Annotated in this window: 19 protein-coding genes; 5 read left to right on the plus strand and 14 right to left on the minus strand. The window is 42.9% G+C overall.

Features of this window, described 5'->3' with window-relative positions:
- The first annotated feature begins 229 nt into the window (after positions 1 to 229).
- Complete coding sequence (locus JWR61_RS19055; protein WP_301929316.1) at positions 230 to 1,279, plus strand: YncE family protein; 1,050 nt, start codon at positions 230 to 232, stop codon at positions 1,277 to 1,279.
- A gap of 188 nt (positions 1,280 to 1,467) precedes the next feature.
- On the opposite strand, the gene JWR61_RS19060 is transcribed toward JWR61_RS19055, so the two are convergent.
- The 12 genes from JWR61_RS19060 to JWR61_RS19115 all read right to left on the minus strand — a co-directional run bounded on the left by JWR61_RS19060 (position 1,468) and on the right by JWR61_RS19115 (position 12,042).
- On the minus strand, positions 1,468 to 1,716 hold the full coding sequence (locus JWR61_RS19060) for a YtxH domain-containing protein (RefSeq protein WP_301929317.1): 249 nt from the start codon (positions 1,714 to 1,716) through the stop codon (positions 1,468 to 1,470).
- A 408-nt stretch (positions 1,717 to 2,124) separates the two neighbouring features.
- On the minus strand, positions 2,125 to 2,997 hold the full coding sequence (locus tag JWR61_RS19065) for a hypothetical protein (protein WP_301929318.1): 873 nt from the start codon (positions 2,995 to 2,997) through the stop codon (positions 2,125 to 2,127).
- 193 nt (positions 2,998 to 3,190) lie between these two features.
- Positions 3,191 to 3,811 carry a hypothetical protein gene (locus JWR61_RS19070; RefSeq protein ID WP_301929319.1) on the minus strand — a complete coding sequence of 207 codons (621 nt, stop codon included), beginning with the start codon at positions 3,809 to 3,811 and terminating at the stop codon, positions 3,191 to 3,193.
- Between the two features lie 19 nt (positions 3,812 to 3,830).
- Positions 3,831 to 4,385 carry a PPC domain-containing DNA-binding protein gene (locus JWR61_RS19075; RefSeq protein WP_301929320.1) on the minus strand — a complete coding sequence of 185 codons (555 nt, stop codon included), beginning with the start codon at positions 4,383 to 4,385 and terminating at the stop codon, positions 3,831 to 3,833.
- 42 nt (positions 4,386 to 4,427) lie between these two features.
- Positions 4,428 to 5,297, minus strand: coding sequence for an alpha/beta fold hydrolase (locus JWR61_RS19080; RefSeq protein WP_301929321.1), 870 nt, complete (start codon positions 5,295 to 5,297; stop codon positions 4,428 to 4,430).
- Positions 5,298 to 5,318: 21 nt separating this feature from the next.
- Positions 5,319 to 5,987, minus strand: coding sequence for an alpha/beta hydrolase (locus JWR61_RS19085; protein WP_301929322.1), 669 nt, complete (start codon positions 5,985 to 5,987; stop codon positions 5,319 to 5,321).
- A 112-nt stretch (positions 5,988 to 6,099) separates the two neighbouring features.
- A complete protein-coding gene (locus tag JWR61_RS19090; protein WP_301929323.1) occupies positions 6,100 to 7,014 on the minus strand; it encodes a pirin family protein in 915 nt (304 codons plus the stop codon).
- Positions 7,015 to 7,129: 115 nt separating this feature from the next.
- Complete coding sequence (locus JWR61_RS19095) at positions 7,130 to 7,717, minus strand: ester cyclase (RefSeq protein ID WP_301929324.1); 588 nt, start codon at positions 7,715 to 7,717, stop codon at positions 7,130 to 7,132.
- A 363-nt stretch (positions 7,718 to 8,080) separates the two neighbouring features.
- Positions 8,081 to 8,740 (minus strand): NADPH-dependent F420 reductase, encoded by a 660-nt coding sequence (locus JWR61_RS19100; protein ID WP_301929325.1) that lies wholly within the window; start codon positions 8,738 to 8,740, stop codon positions 8,081 to 8,083.
- Between the two features lie 104 nt (positions 8,741 to 8,844).
- Positions 8,845 to 9,465: a Crp/Fnr family transcriptional regulator gene (locus JWR61_RS19105; RefSeq protein ID WP_301929326.1), complete on the minus strand. Its 621-nt coding sequence runs from the start codon at positions 9,463 to 9,465 to the stop codon at positions 8,845 to 8,847.
- A gap of 324 nt (positions 9,466 to 9,789) precedes the next feature.
- Positions 9,790 to 10,197 carry a DUF2251 domain-containing protein gene (locus JWR61_RS19110; RefSeq protein ID WP_301929327.1) on the minus strand — a complete coding sequence of 136 codons (408 nt, stop codon included), beginning with the start codon at positions 10,195 to 10,197 and terminating at the stop codon, positions 9,790 to 9,792.
- Between the two features lie 54 nt (positions 10,198 to 10,251).
- Complete coding sequence (locus JWR61_RS19115; RefSeq protein ID WP_301929328.1) at positions 10,252 to 12,042, minus strand: hypothetical protein; 1,791 nt, start codon at positions 12,040 to 12,042, stop codon at positions 10,252 to 10,254.
- Positions 12,043 to 12,256: 214 nt separating this feature from the next.
- Between JWR61_RS19115 and JWR61_RS19120 the strand changes: the two genes are divergently transcribed.
- Positions 12,257 to 14,920, plus strand: coding sequence for a GH116 family glycosyl-hydrolase (locus JWR61_RS19120; RefSeq protein WP_301929329.1), 2,664 nt, complete (start codon positions 12,257 to 12,259; stop codon positions 14,918 to 14,920).
- A gap of 8 nt (positions 14,921 to 14,928) precedes the next feature.
- A complete protein-coding gene (locus JWR61_RS19125; RefSeq protein WP_301929330.1) occupies positions 14,929 to 15,420 on the plus strand; it encodes a peptidylprolyl isomerase in 492 nt (163 codons plus the stop codon).
- A 388-nt stretch (positions 15,421 to 15,808) separates the two neighbouring features.
- Here JWR61_RS19125 and JWR61_RS19130 read toward each other — a convergent pair whose 3' ends face one another.
- Complete coding sequence (locus JWR61_RS19130) at positions 15,809 to 16,339, minus strand: DinB family protein (RefSeq protein WP_301929331.1); 531 nt, start codon at positions 16,337 to 16,339, stop codon at positions 15,809 to 15,811.
- A 143-nt stretch (positions 16,340 to 16,482) separates the two neighbouring features.
- Positions 16,483 to 17,355 (minus strand): subclass B3 metallo-beta-lactamase, encoded by an 873-nt coding sequence (gene bla, locus JWR61_RS19135; protein WP_301929332.1) that lies wholly within the window; start codon positions 17,353 to 17,355, stop codon positions 16,483 to 16,485.
- 285 nt (positions 17,356 to 17,640) lie between these two features.
- Here bla and JWR61_RS19140 point away from each other — a divergent pair, with 285 nt between their 5' ends.
- Both JWR61_RS19140 and JWR61_RS19145 read left to right on the plus strand, forming a co-directional pair.
- The gene (locus tag JWR61_RS19140; RefSeq protein WP_301929333.1) at positions 17,641 to 18,528 is read left to right on the plus strand and encodes a dienelactone hydrolase family protein; all 888 of its coding nucleotides are present in this window, start codon (positions 17,641 to 17,643) and stop codon (positions 18,526 to 18,528) included.
- 161 nt (positions 18,529 to 18,689) lie between these two features.
- Positions 18,690 to 21,206, plus strand: coding sequence for a glycoside hydrolase family 9 protein (locus JWR61_RS19145; protein ID WP_301929334.1), 2,517 nt, complete (start codon positions 18,690 to 18,692; stop codon positions 21,204 to 21,206).
- The last annotated feature ends 73 nt before the right edge of the window (positions 21,207 to 21,279 follow it).

A 21,279-nucleotide genomic window follows, 5' to 3' on the forward strand; every position in this document is an offset into this window, starting at 1 on the left:
CCAAATGCTATACAGTAAAAGTGTGCGACGCCAATGAAGCTTAATAGCAGCACTTCGGCCCGGTCAAAAAATACCCTCCATACATTGAACTGCTTCAATCAACGGGCACTTGCATAAGTTGTCAAATGCATTCGTTACTTGCTGTAAGAAAATCATAAGGTATAAAACCCTGGTAGTGCGCTGCAGCAGGAATCAAAAAATCGTATATTACAAGTAAAATATTCTGGTTATGGAAGATTTTAAATGCTTTGCAAACCGGCTGAGTGTAATAACTGCTTTCCTTGCATTATTAATGTGTGCAACAATTTCATGCACCGGGCAGTCCACGCCAAAACGAGCCTTACTGGCTTTATCAAAAACCAACCATACACTGGCGATTGTTGATCCGGCTTCGCTGGCTATTCTTGCACGCATTCCTGTTGGTGAAGATCCGCACGAAGTGGTTGCATCCACCGATGGTAAAACGGCTTACGTTTGCATTTATGGTGGTGGCAGTTTGCATGAGCTGAATGTGATTGACCTGGTGGCACAAAAACCTTTACTCAACATTGATACAAGACCATTGTACGGTCCGCATGATGTGAGCTTTGTAAACGGGAAAGCATGGTTTACTGCAGAAGGTTCCAAATCTATCGGTCGTTATGACGCCGCCACCGGCAAGCTCGACTGGAGTATGGGAACAGGCCAGGACAGAACGCATATGATTTATGTGAGCCCGGATGCCAAACGAATTTATACCACCAACGTCTCTTCCGGAACGGTGAGCATTTTAATTGATACATTGCTACAGCCCGGAAAAATGGCACCTCCCAATGCAAAGCCACATGAAGACTGGACGCAAACTGTTGTTGCAACTGCAAGAGGTTCTGAAGGCTTTGACGTGTCGCCCGATGGTAAAGAATTATGGACCGCCTCCAGCGAAGACGGTAGCATTTCTATCATCGACCTGGCAGCAAAAAAACTGTCTGCGAAAGTAGATGGTAAGGTGAATGGTGCCAACAGGCTGAAGTTTACACCGGATGGAAAACAGGTTTTTATCTCCAGTCTGCAAACGGGCGAACTGACTGTTTTTGATGCGCAATCCCGGAAAGAAATAAAACGAGTAAAACTAGGTAAAGGTGCCGCAGGTATTTTGATGGATCCTTTGGGTAACCGTGCGTTTGTCGCCTGTTCCGCAGATAATTATATTGCGTTGATCGACCTAAAAACGCTGGAAGTAATTCGGCGGCTTGATGTTGGAGGTGTGCCCGATGGATTAGCGTGGGCGGTTCAGCAGTAGCATTATTATTAATAAGTGATAGCTTCAAAAGTGTCATAAAAATGAAAGCATTCTTTCTTTTTATGACACTTAATTTTTACAATAGTGTTGTATGCAAATCTGGCACGGGCGGTGCATCCAACATTAACAATAGGTGGCTGCGTATTGCTTATACCACTAAATCAACTTTCAAAATGCATTGTTAACACTTACATACTCTCCTGTGCAAATTCATCCGCCCTTTTAACTATCTTCGACTCCCCGTTGCCTTTAAATCCTGCGAACTTTTCTTTACCCTGGTTTATTTTGTCTTTTACTTCATCAGCTAATTTTTGTTTTTGTTTTTTTATTTTTTTTCTTGTTTCAGTGCCTTTATCCGGTGCAAATAAAATTCCTGTAATAAGTCCGGCGACGGCCCCTGCGGCAATTGCTGTGAATATTTTGTTTGAATTTTTCATGGCCTTTAATTTTATATTTTAAATAATAACTCAAGGTAAAGCTGCGCCTGCACCGGAAAAATGACCGCTATCAGCCGAAGTTTTGACGGTTATCAATACAATTAAAAAAAGTCTTGAATGTAATTTTTGTCGCTATAAAAACGCTGATGTCAATTAGGCAATTTGCTGACTGCAGATATTTTCCGGCATTTATCCAGGCACTATTTTTATGCAGGTTTTTCATAGGATATTGGATTAAACGGGGCTGGATTTTTATCCCAGGCCCCTTTTTTTTCTTCAACGGCATTATAATTTAACGATCAATACCTTAACGATGCACACTTTTTTGCGTCAATAACAACACCCTCTTAAAGCCGGGGAAAGCCCGGCAAAAACTAACCGGGTATTAAATACTCTTAGAAAAAATTACTATCGGGGTACATAACTATTGGTTGAAAATCTTTCGGCTTCAAACTCATAAAAATTCCGGTAATAGTGTTGACCCAGCCGTACCCTGTAGAGTGTATAATATGGCAGAAATAAAAAAGGAATATCAGCATACACGTACCTGGAAAATATTTTTTTCAAAGTTGTTGAGTTTGTCTTTTTATAAAAAGGCTGTAGCCAGGTATTAAAAACCTGGTATTCGTTATATTGAAAACGGTGTATTAATTCATGAGAAAGTATCCTGTCTTTTGTGTAACCACTTTGCGGGCCATAGGCATACACAATCGCTCTGCCGAATGTTACGCCGGATGTGCCTTCCGAAAGAGTTGGCAAATTCAAAAGATTGTTATTCTTAAAAATAATCTCTCCTGTCCGCAGGCTGGTACCTGCATCAAATTTTCCGTAATTCGCCGCAATAATAGTTGCTACCAATGCTTCAGGTAATAACCTTGCTTTGATTTTTTTTGTCGCTGACGAAAAATCAAACCTGAGCAGTCCGGCATCAATAGTCCAGTTTTGCAGCAATGGAGCGTATGCTGCTGCATTTTCTATAATGGAATATCCTGCGGCATGCAGTAGCTTCGCAGGCCAGGCATATACATCCTGCTGATTTTTATTTACCAGGTATACAACTTTCTTGCCTGAATAATTGATTAGTCCGCCAATGCTTCCCTGCCAAAATCCTCTTACAAAAGCTTTTTTCCAGTTCACCTCTTTTGGTTTGTTAATTACAGATCCTATACCGGCACTAAAGCCTCCAAAGGCAACATTGTAAGCAAGCACTGTTCTTTCCTGGTGCTGGGCAGACGCGTTTAAAAAAAGCAGTAATAATGCAATCGTGGCTATTCTGCTCATTAGCAATAATTATGGTATGCATAAGCCTCCATAATAGACATACCAGGGAGATGGGATATTTTAGAAGCTTATTATGCTATGAAAATAGCGTATTATGCCGATACTTTGTATGAAGTTTAAACTAGAATTTGCAATTTCAATTTTTTTGATAAATCTTTAAATCAGCAAAATAACCTTCAGTTCCAACCTCTACTCAAAGGCCGATAGAACCGGACAAATCTGCGCCGTGTTTCAAATCATTTACAACCAAAGACGGTTGTTTGTTATTATCCAGGAATAATTTTGCCTGTGCATCTTTCACTTCAATACGCATGGTGATCCATCTGTTCATTTCCATATCGGCATAGGCTTCATAGCGCTCGGGAGATTCCTTTCGCAGGCGATCAAATTTATAACCGGGGTAAGCATAACATTGAATGGAATGATTGCGTCGTACCTTGTCATCCACCCTTGCATTGACGGGGCGGATATAAATACTTTCATATTTTGTGCTGCTGTCGTTGATACGGAAAGCAACGCCGATAAAGCCTCTTGCAAAGTCTGGTGCATTTTTTAACAGCCTGCTCAATACCTTTACTTCAATCGTTCCATTCTTAAAATCAATTCCCCTGATCTTCACAAAAGTTGGCTCGTCCACTTCTTTTACACTGGAATCCTTTATAACTTTCAATACATTTTTTCCCTTCATCTTTTCAAGTGATAGGTAGACATGAACTGGCTCAACGTTGTTCTTATTAAGGCTGATTAATTGTGCGTGCAGGTTGTTTGCCAGCATAGCAAAACAGCTTAACAGGAGTAGACAAATATCCTTCATAAATATTTTTTTACAAATGCTATTGTTCCAATGACGGATCTATCACGCCCGCATTATACCTTTTATCCAATTTTTTATACAAGGCAGTTGGTTCAACCGTTATAAATACTTCCAGCGTAGGGCCAACATACAGTCCCAGCAGATGCCCGCCATGTACTAACCCGTTTTTATCTGCTACGCTTACATGCGTATGGGCAACCGGCTTACCATTGAATATGGCGATATTGCCAATGAAGGAAGCAATCTCTGAGGTGTCAATGGATATCACTTTAAACATCTTTTTTTCATAGTTAAAGAAACCAACCTTGCCATAAAATACATCGCCAATGGCTGTATAGTGGGCACTTTTTACATGATATTGTTGGGCAAAATCGTTCAGGCCTGATCTTACTTCATCACCCGGTGAAAAAACAAGTGAATATGTTTTTGTTTCACCATTGGTGCTTAGCAGTTTTACTTTTGCTCCAGGTGCCTTACCAGTTTCAACAGGTTGGGTTGGTGATACAAAGTCCTGTGCCTTCGCGGTGAGACCCACGTTGATTGCAAGGAAACTAAAAAGAATAAATTGTTTCATGACTTTATTAAAATTAAGTTCAGAATGGATTTAATGGATGGGTCATTGCTTTAAAAAAGGTACAACACAAGCCCACACCGCAGGAAAATTTTCTAAGAACACACCGTGCCCACAATTGGGGATAACACCCACGAAGCTATGCGATATCATTTGTGCGGTACTGACAACCCGCTGTGGAGGATTGCTTCCATCCTTGTCACCAGCCATCACCAGCGTCGGACAATGTATCGTTTTAAAAAATGAACTATCCAACGTTAATTTATTGTACATGCTGCCCAATTTGGTAAACATTTCCTGTAATCGTTGTGGCTCTGGCATCAGTTGATATTGTTGGTTCCAGTAAATACTGTCTAACGCCAGGGCTTGCTGCACATCAAAAGAAAAATTTCTAAGCCCCGGATATAATTCAGTAGCACCAATGGCGATCAGTTTTTTTACCGTGCCCGGGTACATACTTGCCAGTTTGTAACCGGAATATGCACCATCACTAAAGCCCAGTACAATCACACTGTCTTTGGTTACTGCATTGATCACCGCCATTACATCATTCGCTTTTTGCTCATAGGTAATGGGTTCGGTTCCCAGGTATGATTTACCATGTCCACGGATAGAGGCAGCAATTACCTGGTATCTTTTAGACAGGCTGTCGATGAACTGATGCATCTCGTACATAGAGCCAAATATACCGCCGTGCAAAATCACCAATGGCTTTCCTTTGCCATACACTTCATAATAAATTTTTGCATCACCAGCTGTTACATAATGCCCTGCTTTGGGGTTATTGCCATATTGTATTGCATTGGCTGGCGAAGCAACGGATTGCATAAAATGCCTGAGTTGTTTGGGCCTTTGTTGCTGGCCGTACGTATGTAGCAACAAAAAGTTTAAAACGATAAGAAAAAGTGATTTCATTTATAAGTATTTCTTTTTTTATTAGTTTGATTGTTGATTCAGCCAGTCATTCAAATCTTTTATAACTGCACCGTTTACTTGATGCCCCATATTGTATTCGTGGTAGCTTGATTGAATACCCAGATTTTCGAGATATGATTTTGCTTCTCTTGCATATTGAACAGGCAGCGTATTATCCTGCACGCCATGCGCAATGAATACTTTTAATTGTTGCAACTCATCATTCTTCCTGATAGAAGACCTGATTTCAACCAGTAATCTGCCACTCAATGCAATGATGCCTTTAATGTCTTTTGGATTTGTTAACCCTACACTGTAACTCATGATCCCACCCTGGCTAAAGCCACCAAGATAAACTTCATCCACCTTGTATTGTTGCTTTACCTGCGCTACAACTTGTTTAATAAGTTCCCGGCTGGAGGCTTCCTGTGTTGTATCAAAAACCGGTTTACCTGTAGAAAAATCAACATTGTACCAGGCATATCTTCCGGCACCTAAAGTATATTGGCCGCGTGGACAAATAATTAAAAAATCATCCGGCAACTGATCAGCCAGACTGAACAAATCCGCTTCGTTGCTGCCTACTCCGTGCAATAAAATGATTGCTTGCTTCTTTGCTGATTGAACCTTTGGTTCCCTGGCAAGATATTGTAATACCGGGCTGCCTGGCGTGTTGCTGTTTGTTTCCATTGTAATGGTATTCGTTTTTTTATTGTTCTTATTGAAATCTGTATGAAAGTAAAAAAGCAACAGCATCAAGTTTGTATGCTGATATTCATCTATCCAATTTTACAGATGATTGTTACGAAAGCGCCCCAGGCGTTGGTGAACTTCCTGCCGGCTTGGATTTATCTTCAGGCAGGGGAATAAATTCTTTGTTGTCGTTTGGTGGCAGAATAATTCTACCCTGCTTCCAGTCTTCTTTTGCCTGCTCTATGCGCTCTTTACGGGACGACACAAAGTTCCACCAGATAAAACGTTCACCCAATGGTTCACCGCCCAGCAACATCAACGTGGTATTTTCTTTAGCAACGATCAACGGATCCTCCCCTTTGCTGAACACGAGCATCTTGCCTTCGCCATAGCCAATCCCTGCTACTTCAATGCTTCCCTTTACGATGTAAAAGCCTCTTTCAGCATGTTCCCGGGGTAGCCCAAACGTTGCCCCTTTTTGTAAAACAACGTGCAGATAAAAGAGTGGTGAATTTGTTTTCACGTCATTCCTCAATCCATATGCACTGCCTGCTATCAGGCGCATCCACACACCCTTGTCTGTAAATACGGGCAATTGTTCAGGTGTGTAGTTATTAAAAGTGGGTGAAGCTTCCTCATCTTTTTCCGGCAATGCTACCCAGGTTTGTATCATTTCCAAACCACCTGAAAGCGCCGACGGATCTTCAAATCTTTCAGAGTGCGCAATACCACTTCCGGCAGTCATCCAGTTTACTTCACCCGGCCGGATGATTTGCTGAACACCCAAACTATCCCGGTGTGTTACCTGTCCGCCAAACAAATAACTTACCGTTGACAAACCAATGTGCGGATGCGGCAAGACATCCAATGCTGAAGGTGGCGACGGTGCCTCAATGATGGGGCCTGCGTGATCCATAAAAATAAACGGACCAACCATCCTGCGAAGACGAAAAGGAAGAATGCGTTTGACTTTTACTGCCGGGCTGATGGCAGCAGTTCTGGCTTCAATAACTATCTCTGGCATAATTGAATTTTTTAATTGCGTAATATTTTTTTAAAGGTCCAAAAATCATCCCGGTTTGCATACCAAATCTTAGTTATTAAAAAGCCATCCCTGCTGCTGGTTCCCGTTTTTTTCTTTACTGCAATCCAATTTGTTTTGCATACGTCTGGTTGTCCCAGAACAGATGTTCTTCTTTCATTACACCGTTTTCCCATATACCTACAGTGGCCATCGGCATTTTAAAAGCCTTGCCGGTTGGCTGAATAAATTTTCCATTTCCGATGGGCATTGGTTTGGTAAACGTGCCTTCAAATACACCCGTTACCAATGTATAGTTGCCGGAACCAAATTTAATGGGATGCTCTTTGATCCTGGTATCAGGCGCATGAACAAACAACTTTTTCATGTCTTCAATATGCGTGGCCAGGCCTTCTGTAACATGACCATCAGGCCAGAACACTTTTATATTTTGTGCATGACTTTCTTTGAACCTGTCCCACTGCTGGTTGCTGAATACATCAAAATCCAATGCATCAAAGGTTTTAAGATGACCTTCAATGGTATCGTTGGAAGCCACTAACTGTTGGGCGATTTTTTTCAGGCTATCAATATTAAAGCTGCCTGCAGTATTGGAAGATGAATGCTGATTACAGCTTTGCATAAGTCCTGCAACAATGATGGATACAAAGACAATGGTGAATGATTTAAAATATTTCAGTTTCATATTAATGTTATTTTCTTTTATAAATTTTTAATGCTGTTGTTGAATTTTTATTGATGTATGAAAGTTGTTTAATTAATCCATTACTTTTTATACTGGTACTAATACTTTGCAATAGAGCATGAAGTTTACGAGCCATGTTTCGAATCTAAAACAGTAACTGGACAAGCTGCCTCTTTTGGTTCGGTCCCGCCTCAGGCGGGATTCAAAAAATGCGCAGCATATTTTTTGAAAGAAGCAAAAGCAGCAGCGTTCCAGTTACGCAGCCCCGCCGGCTGAGGAGGCGAACTCAACAAATTGAAAAGTAGCAACGAATGCAAAATGAATCTTCAATTTTATCGAATAAAATGCTTAAGTAAACGATACTTATTGATGTATTACCAATTTTTCTTCAGCCTGCGCTAACGTAACGGGCTTGCCCAATGCACCAAACTCATGCAGGTCGCCAAAAACTTCAATACGGATGGATTGATTAATTCCACCAACACGTACCGCCTCAAAGCCATTGTCGTGAATGAGTTGCTCTATGACTGCATTGATACTGATATCATCATTTGCATAGAACAATACATTGGCAGGTTGCTGAAAAGCAGCGCTGGCAAGAGAAGCTGCGCCCAATGTGCCCAACGCTTTTACAAGTGTTGCATTTGCAGGAAGTAATGCAGCAAGTAGTTCACCGGCGGACTGATTCTTATCAATGATCTTTTTAAAGCCGCCTTTTTCATCCGGCGCAATGGGGTTAGATGGGTCGATGATAATTTTCCCCTGCAGTTCTGCCGCGTACGTTGTAAACAATTCTTTGATGGCATTAAACCAAACGGCAAGTACCACAATGTCCGCTGCTTTGACAGCATCCGCAATGGATGCCGGGCTTGCAAGACTGCCTGCTTTCTGCGCAAACGCCGTTGCTTTTTCGATTGATCTGTCGGCAACAATTACCGAACGATTGCCTTTTACAAGATTGGTAGCTACTACGGTTCCGATGTTTCCTAAACCGATTACTGCAACTTTTAAATGTTGTGTCATAAACTATTTTTTTATTTGATTACATGATTTATTTGTAATGCAAAGCTCACGCATTGAGGGTGCCGGCTCCAATGACATTGGTTAAGAAATAGTCTTGATGTAGATTAAGGTTTTGAGGACTTCGAAGTCTTGCTGCGTAGGTTGCGCAACCTGCTTAAGAACTCCGGTGTTACGCCAAGGAAGGCGGCTATCTGCACTTGTGAAAGCCGATTGGCTAAATGCGGGTATAGATCCAGGAAGGATTGGTAACGTTCTTCAGCCGTAGAGCTGATGTTTTGCAGCAAGCGTTCCTGCAGGCGCACAAATGCATTTTCTACAAGCACCCTGAAAATGCGGTGAAACTTCGGTGCTTCTGTATACAGCACAATCAGGTCATCCAGGCTGATTTGTAATACCACCGTATCTTCCAGGGCATCGATGTTAAGGGCGGAAGGTTGTATGTTGTGAAAGCTTCCCAGGTCATTGATCCAGTTATTTTCTGCTGCAAACTGCAGCACATAAACATTGCCTTTCTCATCAATTTTATATGATCGCAGACAGCCCCTTACAACAAAATTAAATTGGGTACATACATCGCCTTCCTGCAATACATACTGACGTTTTCTAAACAGGCGTGGGTGAAATAATTTATGAACCAATTCCTTTTCAGCCTTGCTTAAAGGAATCAGTCGTTCAAAGGAACTGATCAATGGTTCAAGTGATGTTTCTACATTAACTGGTTTCATGCTGCATATTGTTCAAACTGAAAAATCACTCAGCAAATTGAGTTAGGAAATTCGCTACCAGCAAAAATAGTCGAAGCTTTAGCGTAAACCAAACCGGGTGTTTTTTTTGAACTATTGTTTTGTTGTAATTATGCATTATAAATTGCCTTGCCCTTCAGGGCAAGGATAAAAATGAATTTTTATTTCATTGGCTTTAGCCCAAATTATTTCTTTGGCTAAAGCCAGCAACATAAAGACCATTCATTCACCGCCCTGTAGGGCAGTGCAATTGATTTGATATCATTAACTACTCGCCAACAGATTTTTGGATTGGAGAAAAAGAAATTATTTTTCAGCCTTAAAAATATCATCTATCAGATCATTTGTCAAAACCCTTTCTTTCCTTGCTGTCCATACTCCATTACTTTCAGGAAATCCGTTTCTACAATAACCTGCCTTAGCGGCAAAGTCAAAAATTGCGTGGCAATAATTATTGATCAACAATGAAGCTATTAGGCCATTGTCGCTCCATGCAATCTGTATTTTACGTGGCTTGTCCTTGTCTGCAATGTCAGCAACATTGTAAATATGAAGTGCGTCAAGAATTTGTAACTCAGGTTTTATATCAACTGCATAAAAGTAGCCTGTTGTAAGATCGTCTTCAAAGGTTACACCAAAGGATGATATCGGTGAAACACTGTCAAAAAAAGTATCCTGACCTATTGTAAATATTTCTTCCAAATCTAAAATCACTTGTCAATGTTTTTGAGGCTTATGTGTCAGCCAGTTTGTAAATCATGGTGATCTCTAATTCGGCGAAACAAAATCCGGTCTTCTTACCAAACTGTTATTGTACTTGTACCGCAGGTTGGTATTGAATTTTACTTTAAAAGAATTCATGCCCGGCAAGGTTCTGGGGAAATAAGAAAACCTTGCTTCGATGGTGCCAAACAACAGGTTCTCATTCCGGATGCGGAAGCCTGCGCCTATGCCCGTGTAGAGATCACTCTTGCCAAGTCCAACGCCTTTTGGCTTTATCAGCGATGCATCTACGAATGTAAACGGTGCAAACCCAAAGCCCCAGTATTTTCGGGTGCCATAAAAAACCATTTCGGTTTTGGAAGTAACCCGCATGTCCCCTTTAGGTAACTCATACGCGGAATCTTTTGGCAGGGTAAAATAGGGCAAGCCATAATTGCTGATAAACTGCAGTGGTGCATTGAGTGTGTTGGAGAACTGCCTTGCAAAAGATCCGTTAAAGAAAAAACGACGGTACCATTTGGTGCTCAGCTTATGCAGCTTTGTAAAATGATCGCCGCTTACCAGCAACTCAACATCTTCCCATTTGCCTTTGTAGGTATAACCACCCAGCCTCACATTCATAAACCCATACACTTCTTTTTTCGTGTATCTTCCAAAAGTAAATTCGCCACCTAAATAGGGCCTGGTTTTGGTCAGCAATCTCAGACTGTCTTTTCTCACGTAGCCACTAATTAATGACAGTGTGAAACCTTGTGGTACGTCTTCATTTCTGCCAAAGCCATAGATATAACTGGTGCGGTAAAAATTCTGTTTAAATACACTAATGCTTCCCAGCACGCCCAGCGTGTTCGCAAATACGCCATCGCTGGTGGCTGTTTCCTTATCCGGTATACTACTGAAATGTTGATGCAATCCTCTCAGGGCAATCAGCTTACGAAGCGGGCTTTTTTTGTTTTTATATAACAACCTTTTTGCACCGATATTATACCCAAGCCAACCATCTGCATTGTAATATTTGTAGCGGTTAAAATCATTATAGGCCGCATCTGCAATGTAGCCGTTGGTGGTATGGTTATAGGAAAGATCCAGGGCGCCAAACCAGCTCAGGTACTGCGATGCAAGCGGTTTCTCTAGCCGCATATAATAGACGTTTTCTTCATCCCTGCCGCTCGTAAATGATTTGTTATAAGTTTTAAAACCAAGGCCCCAGTTGATAAAACTACCCCTTATATTGCGTTGTAAAAAATCGCCGCTAAAACCAAATTTCGGATTTCTGTCAGCATCGTATAATGAACTCACGGCCAGCAAAGATCCGGTTCCCGCCAGGTTCTGTTCTTTCAGTTCCAGCTTATATTTTTTTGTACCGCCAATGCCAGCGCCAGGTACAACAGAGAACCCGTCTTTAACCAGCACCAGCAGGTCAACTTCGTAGGCATCACTGGTTGGTTGCACAATGATGAGTGCATCCTGGATATAATCAAGATCCCGCAGGTAACGTTCATTATCGGTAAGTAAGTACGGGTTTAGTTTGTCACCTTCTTTAAACAGTAAATTATTGCCAATTACTTTACGGGTGGTGTTTTTGTGCAAGGCATCACCAATCCAAACACCAAAGCCGCCGTTCACTTTTGTAGTGTCTTTGATATCGCCTTCAAAACCTACATTCTTAATCTTTACCTGGCGGATGATTTTACCTGCATACGGCAGAAAGGGATTTTTCTGCGGATCAAAAGCGTTGGCGGTGGCCCTGAAAATAGTATCTGTGTTGGTGGCCGGCTGCGCAGCAACCATGACCGTCAAAAACAGAAAGGTAACAGAAAATAGAATTGTTCTCATCGAAAGTTTGGGTTACTAAAAATAAAGATATTGATTTAGACGAAAAAGCTGCTTGCTACAACACGAAATCGAATGAATCTGCAATGTGTGATTATCATGTTGTACAGGAGGTGACTGCATTTATAAAAAGACTTCTTCCTCGTCAGATCAACATTTTAAATTATAACCGAAATAAAAAAGCGATTGTCATACATTTATTAACTAAAATAATTTCATGCAGCGGAGAAAATTTTTACAAACATCCAGCCTGTTTGCCGCAGGTGTATTGAGTGCCCGTTTTAATGCCATTGCCGGCCCTTTTGCGCCGGGTGAACTAGGGCCCCGCATACCCGTTGATAAAAAGATAGACCCTGAGTGGATTAAGTCTTTATACAAGCGGGGCTTTGTTACAAAATACCTGCAGTCAAGGAACGAGCTGCAATACATTGGCATGCCCGTAGGCGGTATCAACGCAGGCACGGTGTATTTGGGTGGAGATGGCAGACTGTGGTTATGGGATATTTTCAACGCCAATCAAAACGGCATCGATCCAAAGGAAATTGACTGGCCTACCGAATTGCATGTGGGAAAGAAAGTCCGCTCCCAGGATGGCTCCGCTTACGTGGCACCGGCAAAAGATATCCGGCCGCTGGACCAGGGTTTTGCATTTAAGATCACACATCAGGGTGGTACCGTTGTTAAAAGAATGCTGGCCGCAGACTGGGATGATATTGTATTTGAAGCAACCTATCCCATGGCCAAAATTACCTACCTGGATAAGCAATTACCGGTGCAGATTGTGGCGGAAATTTTTTCTCCGTTTATTCCATTGGATGAATTGAATTCCGGCCTTCCGGCCACCATTTACTCTTTCAATATTAAAAACAATTCAGCCGCTCCGGTACAGGTTCAAATTACCGGTTGGATAGAAAACAAAACCGGTATCCGCTCTGCTGGTAAGGACGAAGAGCGCATCAATACAGCAGCCGTAAAACAACGTACTGCAGCCGTTCTTTGTTCAATTGAAAGCAAAACCGATCCGGATAAATTAGCGGCACAGCCGGATTATGGCACACTGGGTGTAGCCGCATTGCATAAAAATTCATTTGCCATTGCTGCCGTGGATACAGATAATAATCAAGCACTTTTTGTTCCAGCGACTATAAACAAAGTAACATCGTCCATTGATAAAAAATTAGTTGGCGCCGTATGTTCAACATTAAATATGTCACTAAATCAAACGCAAAAAGCTGATTTTATTTTTGCGTGGCATTTCGCCAATCTTACATTGGCTGCGATACCCGATGCCGGACAATTTTACAACACACTGTTTAAAAATGCGGCCGAAGTAACTGCTTATATTCAAAAAAATTTTACAAAGCTTGCGGGTGAAACCCGTCTATGGAAAGAAACTTTTTATGAATCCACTTTACCTTATTGGTTTTTAGAAAGAACATTTTTAAATATTGGTTGCCTGGCTACTACAACCTCTCACCGTATGGAAAGCGGCCGCTATTATGCCTGGGAAGGCGTAGGCTGTTGCGAAGGAACCTGCACGCACGTATGGCAGTATGCACAGGCATCCGGAAGAATTTTTCCGCACATGGAAAAAGATATCCGTGAACGGGTTGATCTTGGATTATCATTACAAAAAGATGGCAGCATGTGGTACCGTTGTGAAGCACACAAAGTGCCGGCGGTGGACGGACAGGCAGGTACCATTCTCCGCTTTTACAGGGAGCATCAGATGAGTACCGATAACACCTTCTTACAACAGAACTGGAGAAAAATAAAAACCACCATACAGTATTTGATGACGCTGGATAAAAATACGGATGGCATGGAAGACACGCCGTTGATGAATACACTGGATGCGGAATGGGATGGAGAAATTGCCTGGATTGTCGGCTTATGTATTGCGGCCGTAAAAGCCGGTGAAATGATGGCGGTTGAAATGCAGGATGATGGTTTTGCCAAACGATGCGCCAACTATGTAACAGCAGGGAAAAAGAATATGGAAGACAAATTATTTAACGGCGAGTATTTTATTCACCGGCCTGATGAAGTGAAAGGAAGAAAAAATTTAGGATCTTACAATACCTGTCATATAGACCAGGTGTACGGACAAAGCTGGGCTTTCCAGGCAGGCATTGGAAGGGTGCTGGATAAAGAAAAAACCATGCGTGCATTGAAGAGTTTATGGAAATATAATTTTACGCCGGATGTGGGGCCTTACCTGAAAGACAAAGTGAAATGGAGACCTTATGCTTTACCCGGCGAGGGTGGCATGATCATGAATACCAATCCAAAAAATGAACCCAATGCCTATGGTGAAAATGTGAGCTGGCAGATCGGTTATTTTCACGAATGCATGAGTGGCTTTGAACACCAGGTAGCCGCACACATGATGGCAGAAGGCATGACGGATGAAGCGCTGGTATTAACAAGAACCATTCACGACAGGTACCATGCAGCCAAAAGAAACCCGTTTAATGAAATAGAATGCAGCGACCACTATGCCCGCGCAATGGCCAGCTACGGTACTTTCATTACTGCCTGTGGATTTGAATACCATGGACCGAAAGGCTATATAAAATTTGCTCCCAAAATAAGCCCCGATAACTTTAAAGCGCCTTTTACATCAGCAGCCGGCTGGGGTACGTATGAACAGCAACAAAATACAACAGGTATCACAGCCAGGCTGCATGTGAAATACGGCAGCCTTCAGTTGCAGACCATTTCGCTGGAAACAAATGCTAAAGCAAATAAGATAACTGTTCTATTGGGTGCAAAGAATATTTCTTGTCAGTTCGATCAAAGAGATAATCAAATAACAATCACGCTGGCAAGCCGCAACGTTATAAATAAAAGCCAGCAACTAATTATAAAGATTGTTTAGCAATGGAAATGAAAGTAACAAGCCGAACCGTTGTATCAATAGAATACGAACTCACCGATGAGCAGGGCCTTGTGCTGGATAGCAATAAAGGTTTTGCAACGCTGGACTTCGTGCAGGGCGCCGGAACTATTTTACCTGCAATAGAACAAGCACTCGAAGGTTGTGCCATCAATGAAAATAAAAAGATTACCCTTACTCCCCAGCTTGCGTTTGGTTTATATGATGAAACGCAGGTATACCAGCTTCCAATACAAGATTACTTACATACTGGCTTTGTGAATGTGGATGATGCCATTCAATTACCAGATGGAAGGGAAGCAACAATTGTTGCGGCGGATGAACATTTTTTAACAGCAGATGCCAATCATCCGCTTGCGGGGCAAACGCTTTATTACAATGTGACTATTAAAGATATAAGAGCTGCAACACCGGAAGAAATATTTACCGGGCAACCTTTCCCGGCAGTACAATGTTGTTCCGGCAAGCCGGGCTGTTGCTGATGTTTAAATCGCGTTGAAGATCCATATTGTATTTTCTTCCGCCTTCATCACCTCTTTCAATTCGTTGATTTCGCCTCTACAGCCGGCGGGCTGCGTAACTGCGACGCTGCTGCTTTTGCTTCTTTCAAAAAAATGTGCTGCGCATTTTTTTGAATTCCGGCAAGCGGAACCGAAGCAAAAGAGGCAGCCTACGCAGTTACTGTTTTCAGTTCAGAGAATGCCTTGAAGACTCCACATTGATAGGATAGTAATGATAATTTGAAATGAGGTGAGCATATTCATTGGTATCATATAATTGAAACTTGCTGATCCTTTTGCGTACTAATCCTGGCGATAAAAAAAGGCGCAGAACTTATCTGCGCCTGGAAATAATATATCAGCATATCGCTTAAAATAATTTCTCTGCTGGTGGCTTAGCTCCTGCCAAACGAATGTACACAGTAGTTTGTCCACGGTGATGCGTTTGATGCTCGAAGCACTTAGCGAGCGCTGCGCCTTTTGTCAAATCAAATCTGCCGAACAATTTTACATTTTCATTCAGCTGCGCTGGCGTCATTTTTTTAATACTGTTAATTACAAAATCATAGCCTGCCATTACCAGCTTGGTTACATTAGCTTTTGATTTGTCGGTTGTTTTTTCTGACTCACCAAAACCAACCGGGCTTTTTTCCCCTGTAACGGCAGAAACAAAACCATAATTGGCATCGGTTAAATGCAGCATCTGTTCTGCAAATGAACGCATTTCCGGCGTGGGTTTCAGGGCGTAGCCCGGTTCGGGCATGGTATCCAAATATTCTTTTGTATATTCTTTGGCCCGCTCCCATTCTTTCACCATATCATTTACTGGTGTTTGTGCCTGGGCAAAATTGACGGTGCACAATAAAAGGCACAGCGACATAAAAAATTGAATTGCTTTCATGTTTGTTAGTTTTAGTATAGTAGATAATTAAAAAACACACCACAAAAATGGACGGTGCCGCATAAAAATACAAAAAGCGTTGTACCGCCGCAAGTTATTTACACCGGGGGTTGCGCCACTTTATCCTTGCTGACGACCGCACCTTACTGCTGCAACTTTTTTTGATATTCTTCCTGCAAATCCCTGAGGGCTTCATCATATCCCTGCTGGTCTTTAAAAGCCGCCGGATTGTAAGCATCGCCGGGCTGATGCTTTTTATGCAGGTCAAACTGACCGGCATGCGATGCCAGCCAGATATCAAAAGAAATATTTTTCATTGCGTTGAAAGTATACGCATAATCGACGGCTATTTCAGGGTAGGTGGAGATAGCTGTAAATGCTTTATCCGTAACAATTGAAGGCATGTTGGCGATCAGTACTTTGTAAGACCGCTGCTCATTTTTTACCGTAAATAAAAAACTGCAGGAGCCTTTAGTATGACCGGGGTGATGCAGCAGCACGAGTTGCATATTGCCGAGGCGAATGGTATCACCATCACGGAGTAAACGATCCGCTTTTACCGGTTTAAAGCTTATTCCATGTTGACCCAATGCATAATCCGTACTGCCGCCTGATGTCAATGCTGCCGCATCTTTTTCATCCACCATCAGTTGGGCACCGGTTGCTTTTTTAATGGCGGCCATCGCACCCATATGATCGTAATGGGCTTGTGTAGTCAACAGTATTTTTGTATCAGCAAATTTAAACCCGAGGGTTTGGATGTTCTTTTTAATTTGTGCACCGGAAGCTGCCAGTCCTGTGTTGATGAGGATATTTCCTTCGCTTGTTGTTATAAGATAACACGCCAAATCATACGTGCCCACATAATACAGGTTGCCGGCAATGCGGAATGGCTGGTAAGGCCTTGTCCATTCTGCAGGAGTCCTGGGCTCTTTTACTTTTTGTGCAGTTGTTACGGAAACAGTCAGCAACAGCACAACCGCCAGCAATATATTTTTAAATAAATGGTTAACCATACAGCAATGAAGTATTGAAAATGAACGTCAAATATACATGGCTTTTTTATTAGAATGCTGCCTGTTATCCCGATTTCCCGCTACCGAAAACCCGTGCTTATTTTAAACCAACCAGTGACTGGTTCATTCATCATCAAATCCCGCTTCCTGCTGGTAAGTCAGATGAGCAGCGGGGTTATATATTTCCTGTAAGCTGTGTTGAAGAGAAGCCACCTATCTCCTTTTCATGGCCCTCTTTTTGTTGCAACCTATTTTGTAACTTTAAAAAACACATAACAAGCTGCCATGGAAAATATAAAAAAGGAAGACATCCAACAGGAAGTATTTGATTTGTATGACGACTATGCCCACAACCGCGTAAACCGGCGTGACTTTATGCAAAAGCTAACTACTTATGCGGTTGGTGGCATTACCGTAACTTCCCTCATGAGTTTTTTGATGCCTGATTACGAAGGTGCCATCCAGGTAAAAGCCGGTGATCCGCGGGTGCAGTCCGGTTATATTACCTACCCCTCTCCAAGGGGCGGCGGTACTATTAAAGCGTTGCTCACAATGCCCACCGGTTCGCAACCCAAATGGGGCGGTGTGGTAGTGGTGCACGAAAACCGCGGCCTTAACCCGCACATAGAAGATGTGGCAAGGCGGGTGGCGCTTGCAGGATTTATTTCGCTTGCACCCGATGCATTAACACCCTTGGGCGGTTACCCGGGTGATGATGACAAAGGTCGTGAACTGCAAAGCAAGCGGGATAAAAATGAAATGCTGGAAGACTTTATAGCAGGCTACGACTACCTGGTAAAACACAAAGACTGCAATGGCAAAGTGGGTGTGGTAGGTTTTTGTTTTGGTGGTGGCATCGCCAACCAGATGGCAGTGCGTATCCCGGAACTTGCCGCCGCTGTTCCTTTTTATGGCGGTCAGCCTCCTGTGGATGACGTACCCAAAATAAAGGCGCCGCTGTTATTGCATTATGCCGGCCTTGATACCCGTGTAAATGAAGGCTGGCCCGCCTATGAAGCGGCATTAAAAGCAAACAACAAAGCATACACTGCATATATTTACCCCAACGTAAACCATGGCTTTAATAATGATACCACACCCCGCTATGACAAGGCAGCTGCCGAACTTGCCTGGCAACGCACCATTGATTTTTTTAAAGAAAAACTAAAATAGATAAGCATATTTTTATTTTTCCGCGTCACAATTTTTTCCATTGATATGGATAATAATCTTTGTAAAGACAGCTTGGTTCCTCTTTTATTTTGAATGAAAAGAACCTTTCTGAAACGCGAGCTGATGGTTTAACTTTAGGTTCAAATAAACCATGCTGCATTATGAACCGTAAATTGATCGCTGCTTCTTTTTTATCAATCTGCCTGTTGTGTTCCATGTTTGATGCGCCGGGCCAGGATGCATGGATCAGAATTAATCAACTTGGTTATACACCGGATGGCATTAAGGTAGCCGTTTGGTGTGGCAAAGGTGCCCAACAAATCACTTCATTTAACCTCGTGGATTCCGCCAGCGGCAAAGCAGTTTTTACAACAGCCGCTTCAAAAAACTTTGGCGTTTATGGTCCCTTTGAAAATACTTACCGGCTCAATTTTTCCATGTTTCAACAACCCGGCAGGTATTTTCTTTCAGCAGGCAACGCAACCTCGCCCGTGTTTTCCATCGGTGCCGATGTGTACAAAGGCGTAGCGGATTTTTGTTTGCAATACATGCGGCAGCAACGCAGTGGTTTTAATCCGTATTTAAAAGACAGTTGCCATACACATGATGGCTATACGTTGTATGCTGCTTCAGCCGGCATAAAAGACAGTACGCATATTGACGTGTCAGGCGGCTGGCATGATGCCAGCGATTACCTGCAGTATTCCACCACCTCAGCCAATGCTACTTATCATTTACTGATGGCGTACCGCGATTTTCCTTCCGTTTTTACTGATTACAAAATGGCCAACGGACTGGATGGAAAAGATGGTGTACCCGACGTACTGAACGAAGCCAAATGGGGGCTGGACTGGCTGTTAAAAATGCACCCGAAGCCAGGTTTATTATTTAACCAATTGGGTGACGACCGGGATCACATGGGCATGCGCATACCAAAAGAAGATAGTTTTTATGGCAGAGGTTTTGAGCGGCCGGTGTATTTTGTAAGCGGCGAACCGCAGCAACGCGGCAAGTTTATGAACAACACTACCGGCACATCTTCCACAGCAGCCAAGTTTGCCAGTGCCTTTGGATTGGGTTCCATATTATTTGGCAAGACTGATACACAATTTGCAACTATACTACAACAGAAGGCAATTACCGCACTGGCATTTGCAGGCAGGAAGCCGGGAGTTACACAAACCGCTTCCGTAAGGTCGCCTTACATTTATGCAGAAGACAATTGGGTGGATGATATGGAACTGGCCAATGCCGTAACAGCAAAAATGATTCAAACACAAGGGCGTAACAAACCCAATGCATTGTTGCCTGCCACGATCAGCAAGGCCATGCGTTATGCAGCGGCAGAGCCGGTCACGCCCTGGCTGGGTGCTGATACCGCCAAACACTACCAGTGGTACCCGTTTATAAATATTGGTCATTATGAATTAGCCAAACAACTAAAAGGTAAAACAAAAGACAGCATCACCGGGTATTACAAAGCTGGCATTGAACGGGTATGGGACAAGGCCAAACAAAACGCATTTTACCGCGGCATACCATTTATCTGGTGCAGTAATAATTTAACAACGTCCTTCGCCATTCAATGTTACTGGTACCGGCAACTCACCGGCGATACGGCTTTTGCTGAGCTGGAACAGGCCAACACTGACTGGCTCTTTGGCTGCAATCCATGGGGCACTTCCATGGTGTATGGCTTACCGGCCTGGGGCGATAGCCCGGTAGATCCGCACTCTGCCTTTACGCATTTAAAACAATATCCCATCAACGGCGGACTGGTAGATGGCCCCGTGTACACCACCATTTTTAGTAACCTCATTGGCATCCGGTTGCAGGAGGCAGATGAGTACGCGGCTTTTCAAAGCGGGCTGGCCGTTTACCACGATGACTATGGAGACTACAGCACCAACGAACCTACCATGGATGGAACGGCATCGCTGATTTACCTGGCGGCTGCCAAAGAAGCCGAAGCCAGTCGCCCGCACAACACTGTATTTAAAGGCGCTGTAACTAGAGGCCGCACAGATAAAAAACAACTGGCACTGGTATTTACCGGTGATGAATTTGCCGATGGCGGCGAACACATTGCTGGCGTGTTACACCAGCAAAACATACAAGCCGGTTTCTTTTTTACCGGTAAATTTTACCGCAACCCCGCCTTTCGTTCACTGGTTAAAAAGCTGCGGCAACAAGGCCACTACCTTGGGCCACACAGCGACCAGCACCTGCTGTATTGCGACTGGAACAACCGCGACAGTTTGCTGGTAACAAAACAACAATTTACCGCCGACCTCAAGGCCAACCTGCAGGCCATCAGCAAAAACGGCATTGCAAAACCAACCTGTTTTTTGCCACCTTATGAATGGTACAACGACAGTATTGCGGCCTGGACAAAAGCATGCGGACTGCAGCTCATCAACTACTCGCCCGGTACATTGAGCAATGCGGATTATACCTACCCCGGTTTAAAAAATTACCGCAGCTCCGGTGAAATTTACCGGTCCATTCTGCAAACCGAAGCAAGTGATGCACATGGTTTAAACGGCTATATTTTATTGCTGCACATTGGTACAGACAGCCGCCGTACCGACAAATTGTATGACCGGTTAAATGAACTGATAACGGCGTTGAAACAAAAAGGATATGCGTTTAAAAGAGTAGATGAGTTACTGAGGTAAAAGTATTTGTGTAGCAAATTTTTTACACCTTGAGGTGGGTTATTTTTAAGTGCTGCCTGTACTTCCTTCATCG

It is taken from the genome of Ferruginibacter sp., assembly GCF_028288465.1.
Classification (GTDB): Bacteria; Bacteroidota; Bacteroidia; order Chitinophagales; family Chitinophagaceae; genus Ferruginibacter.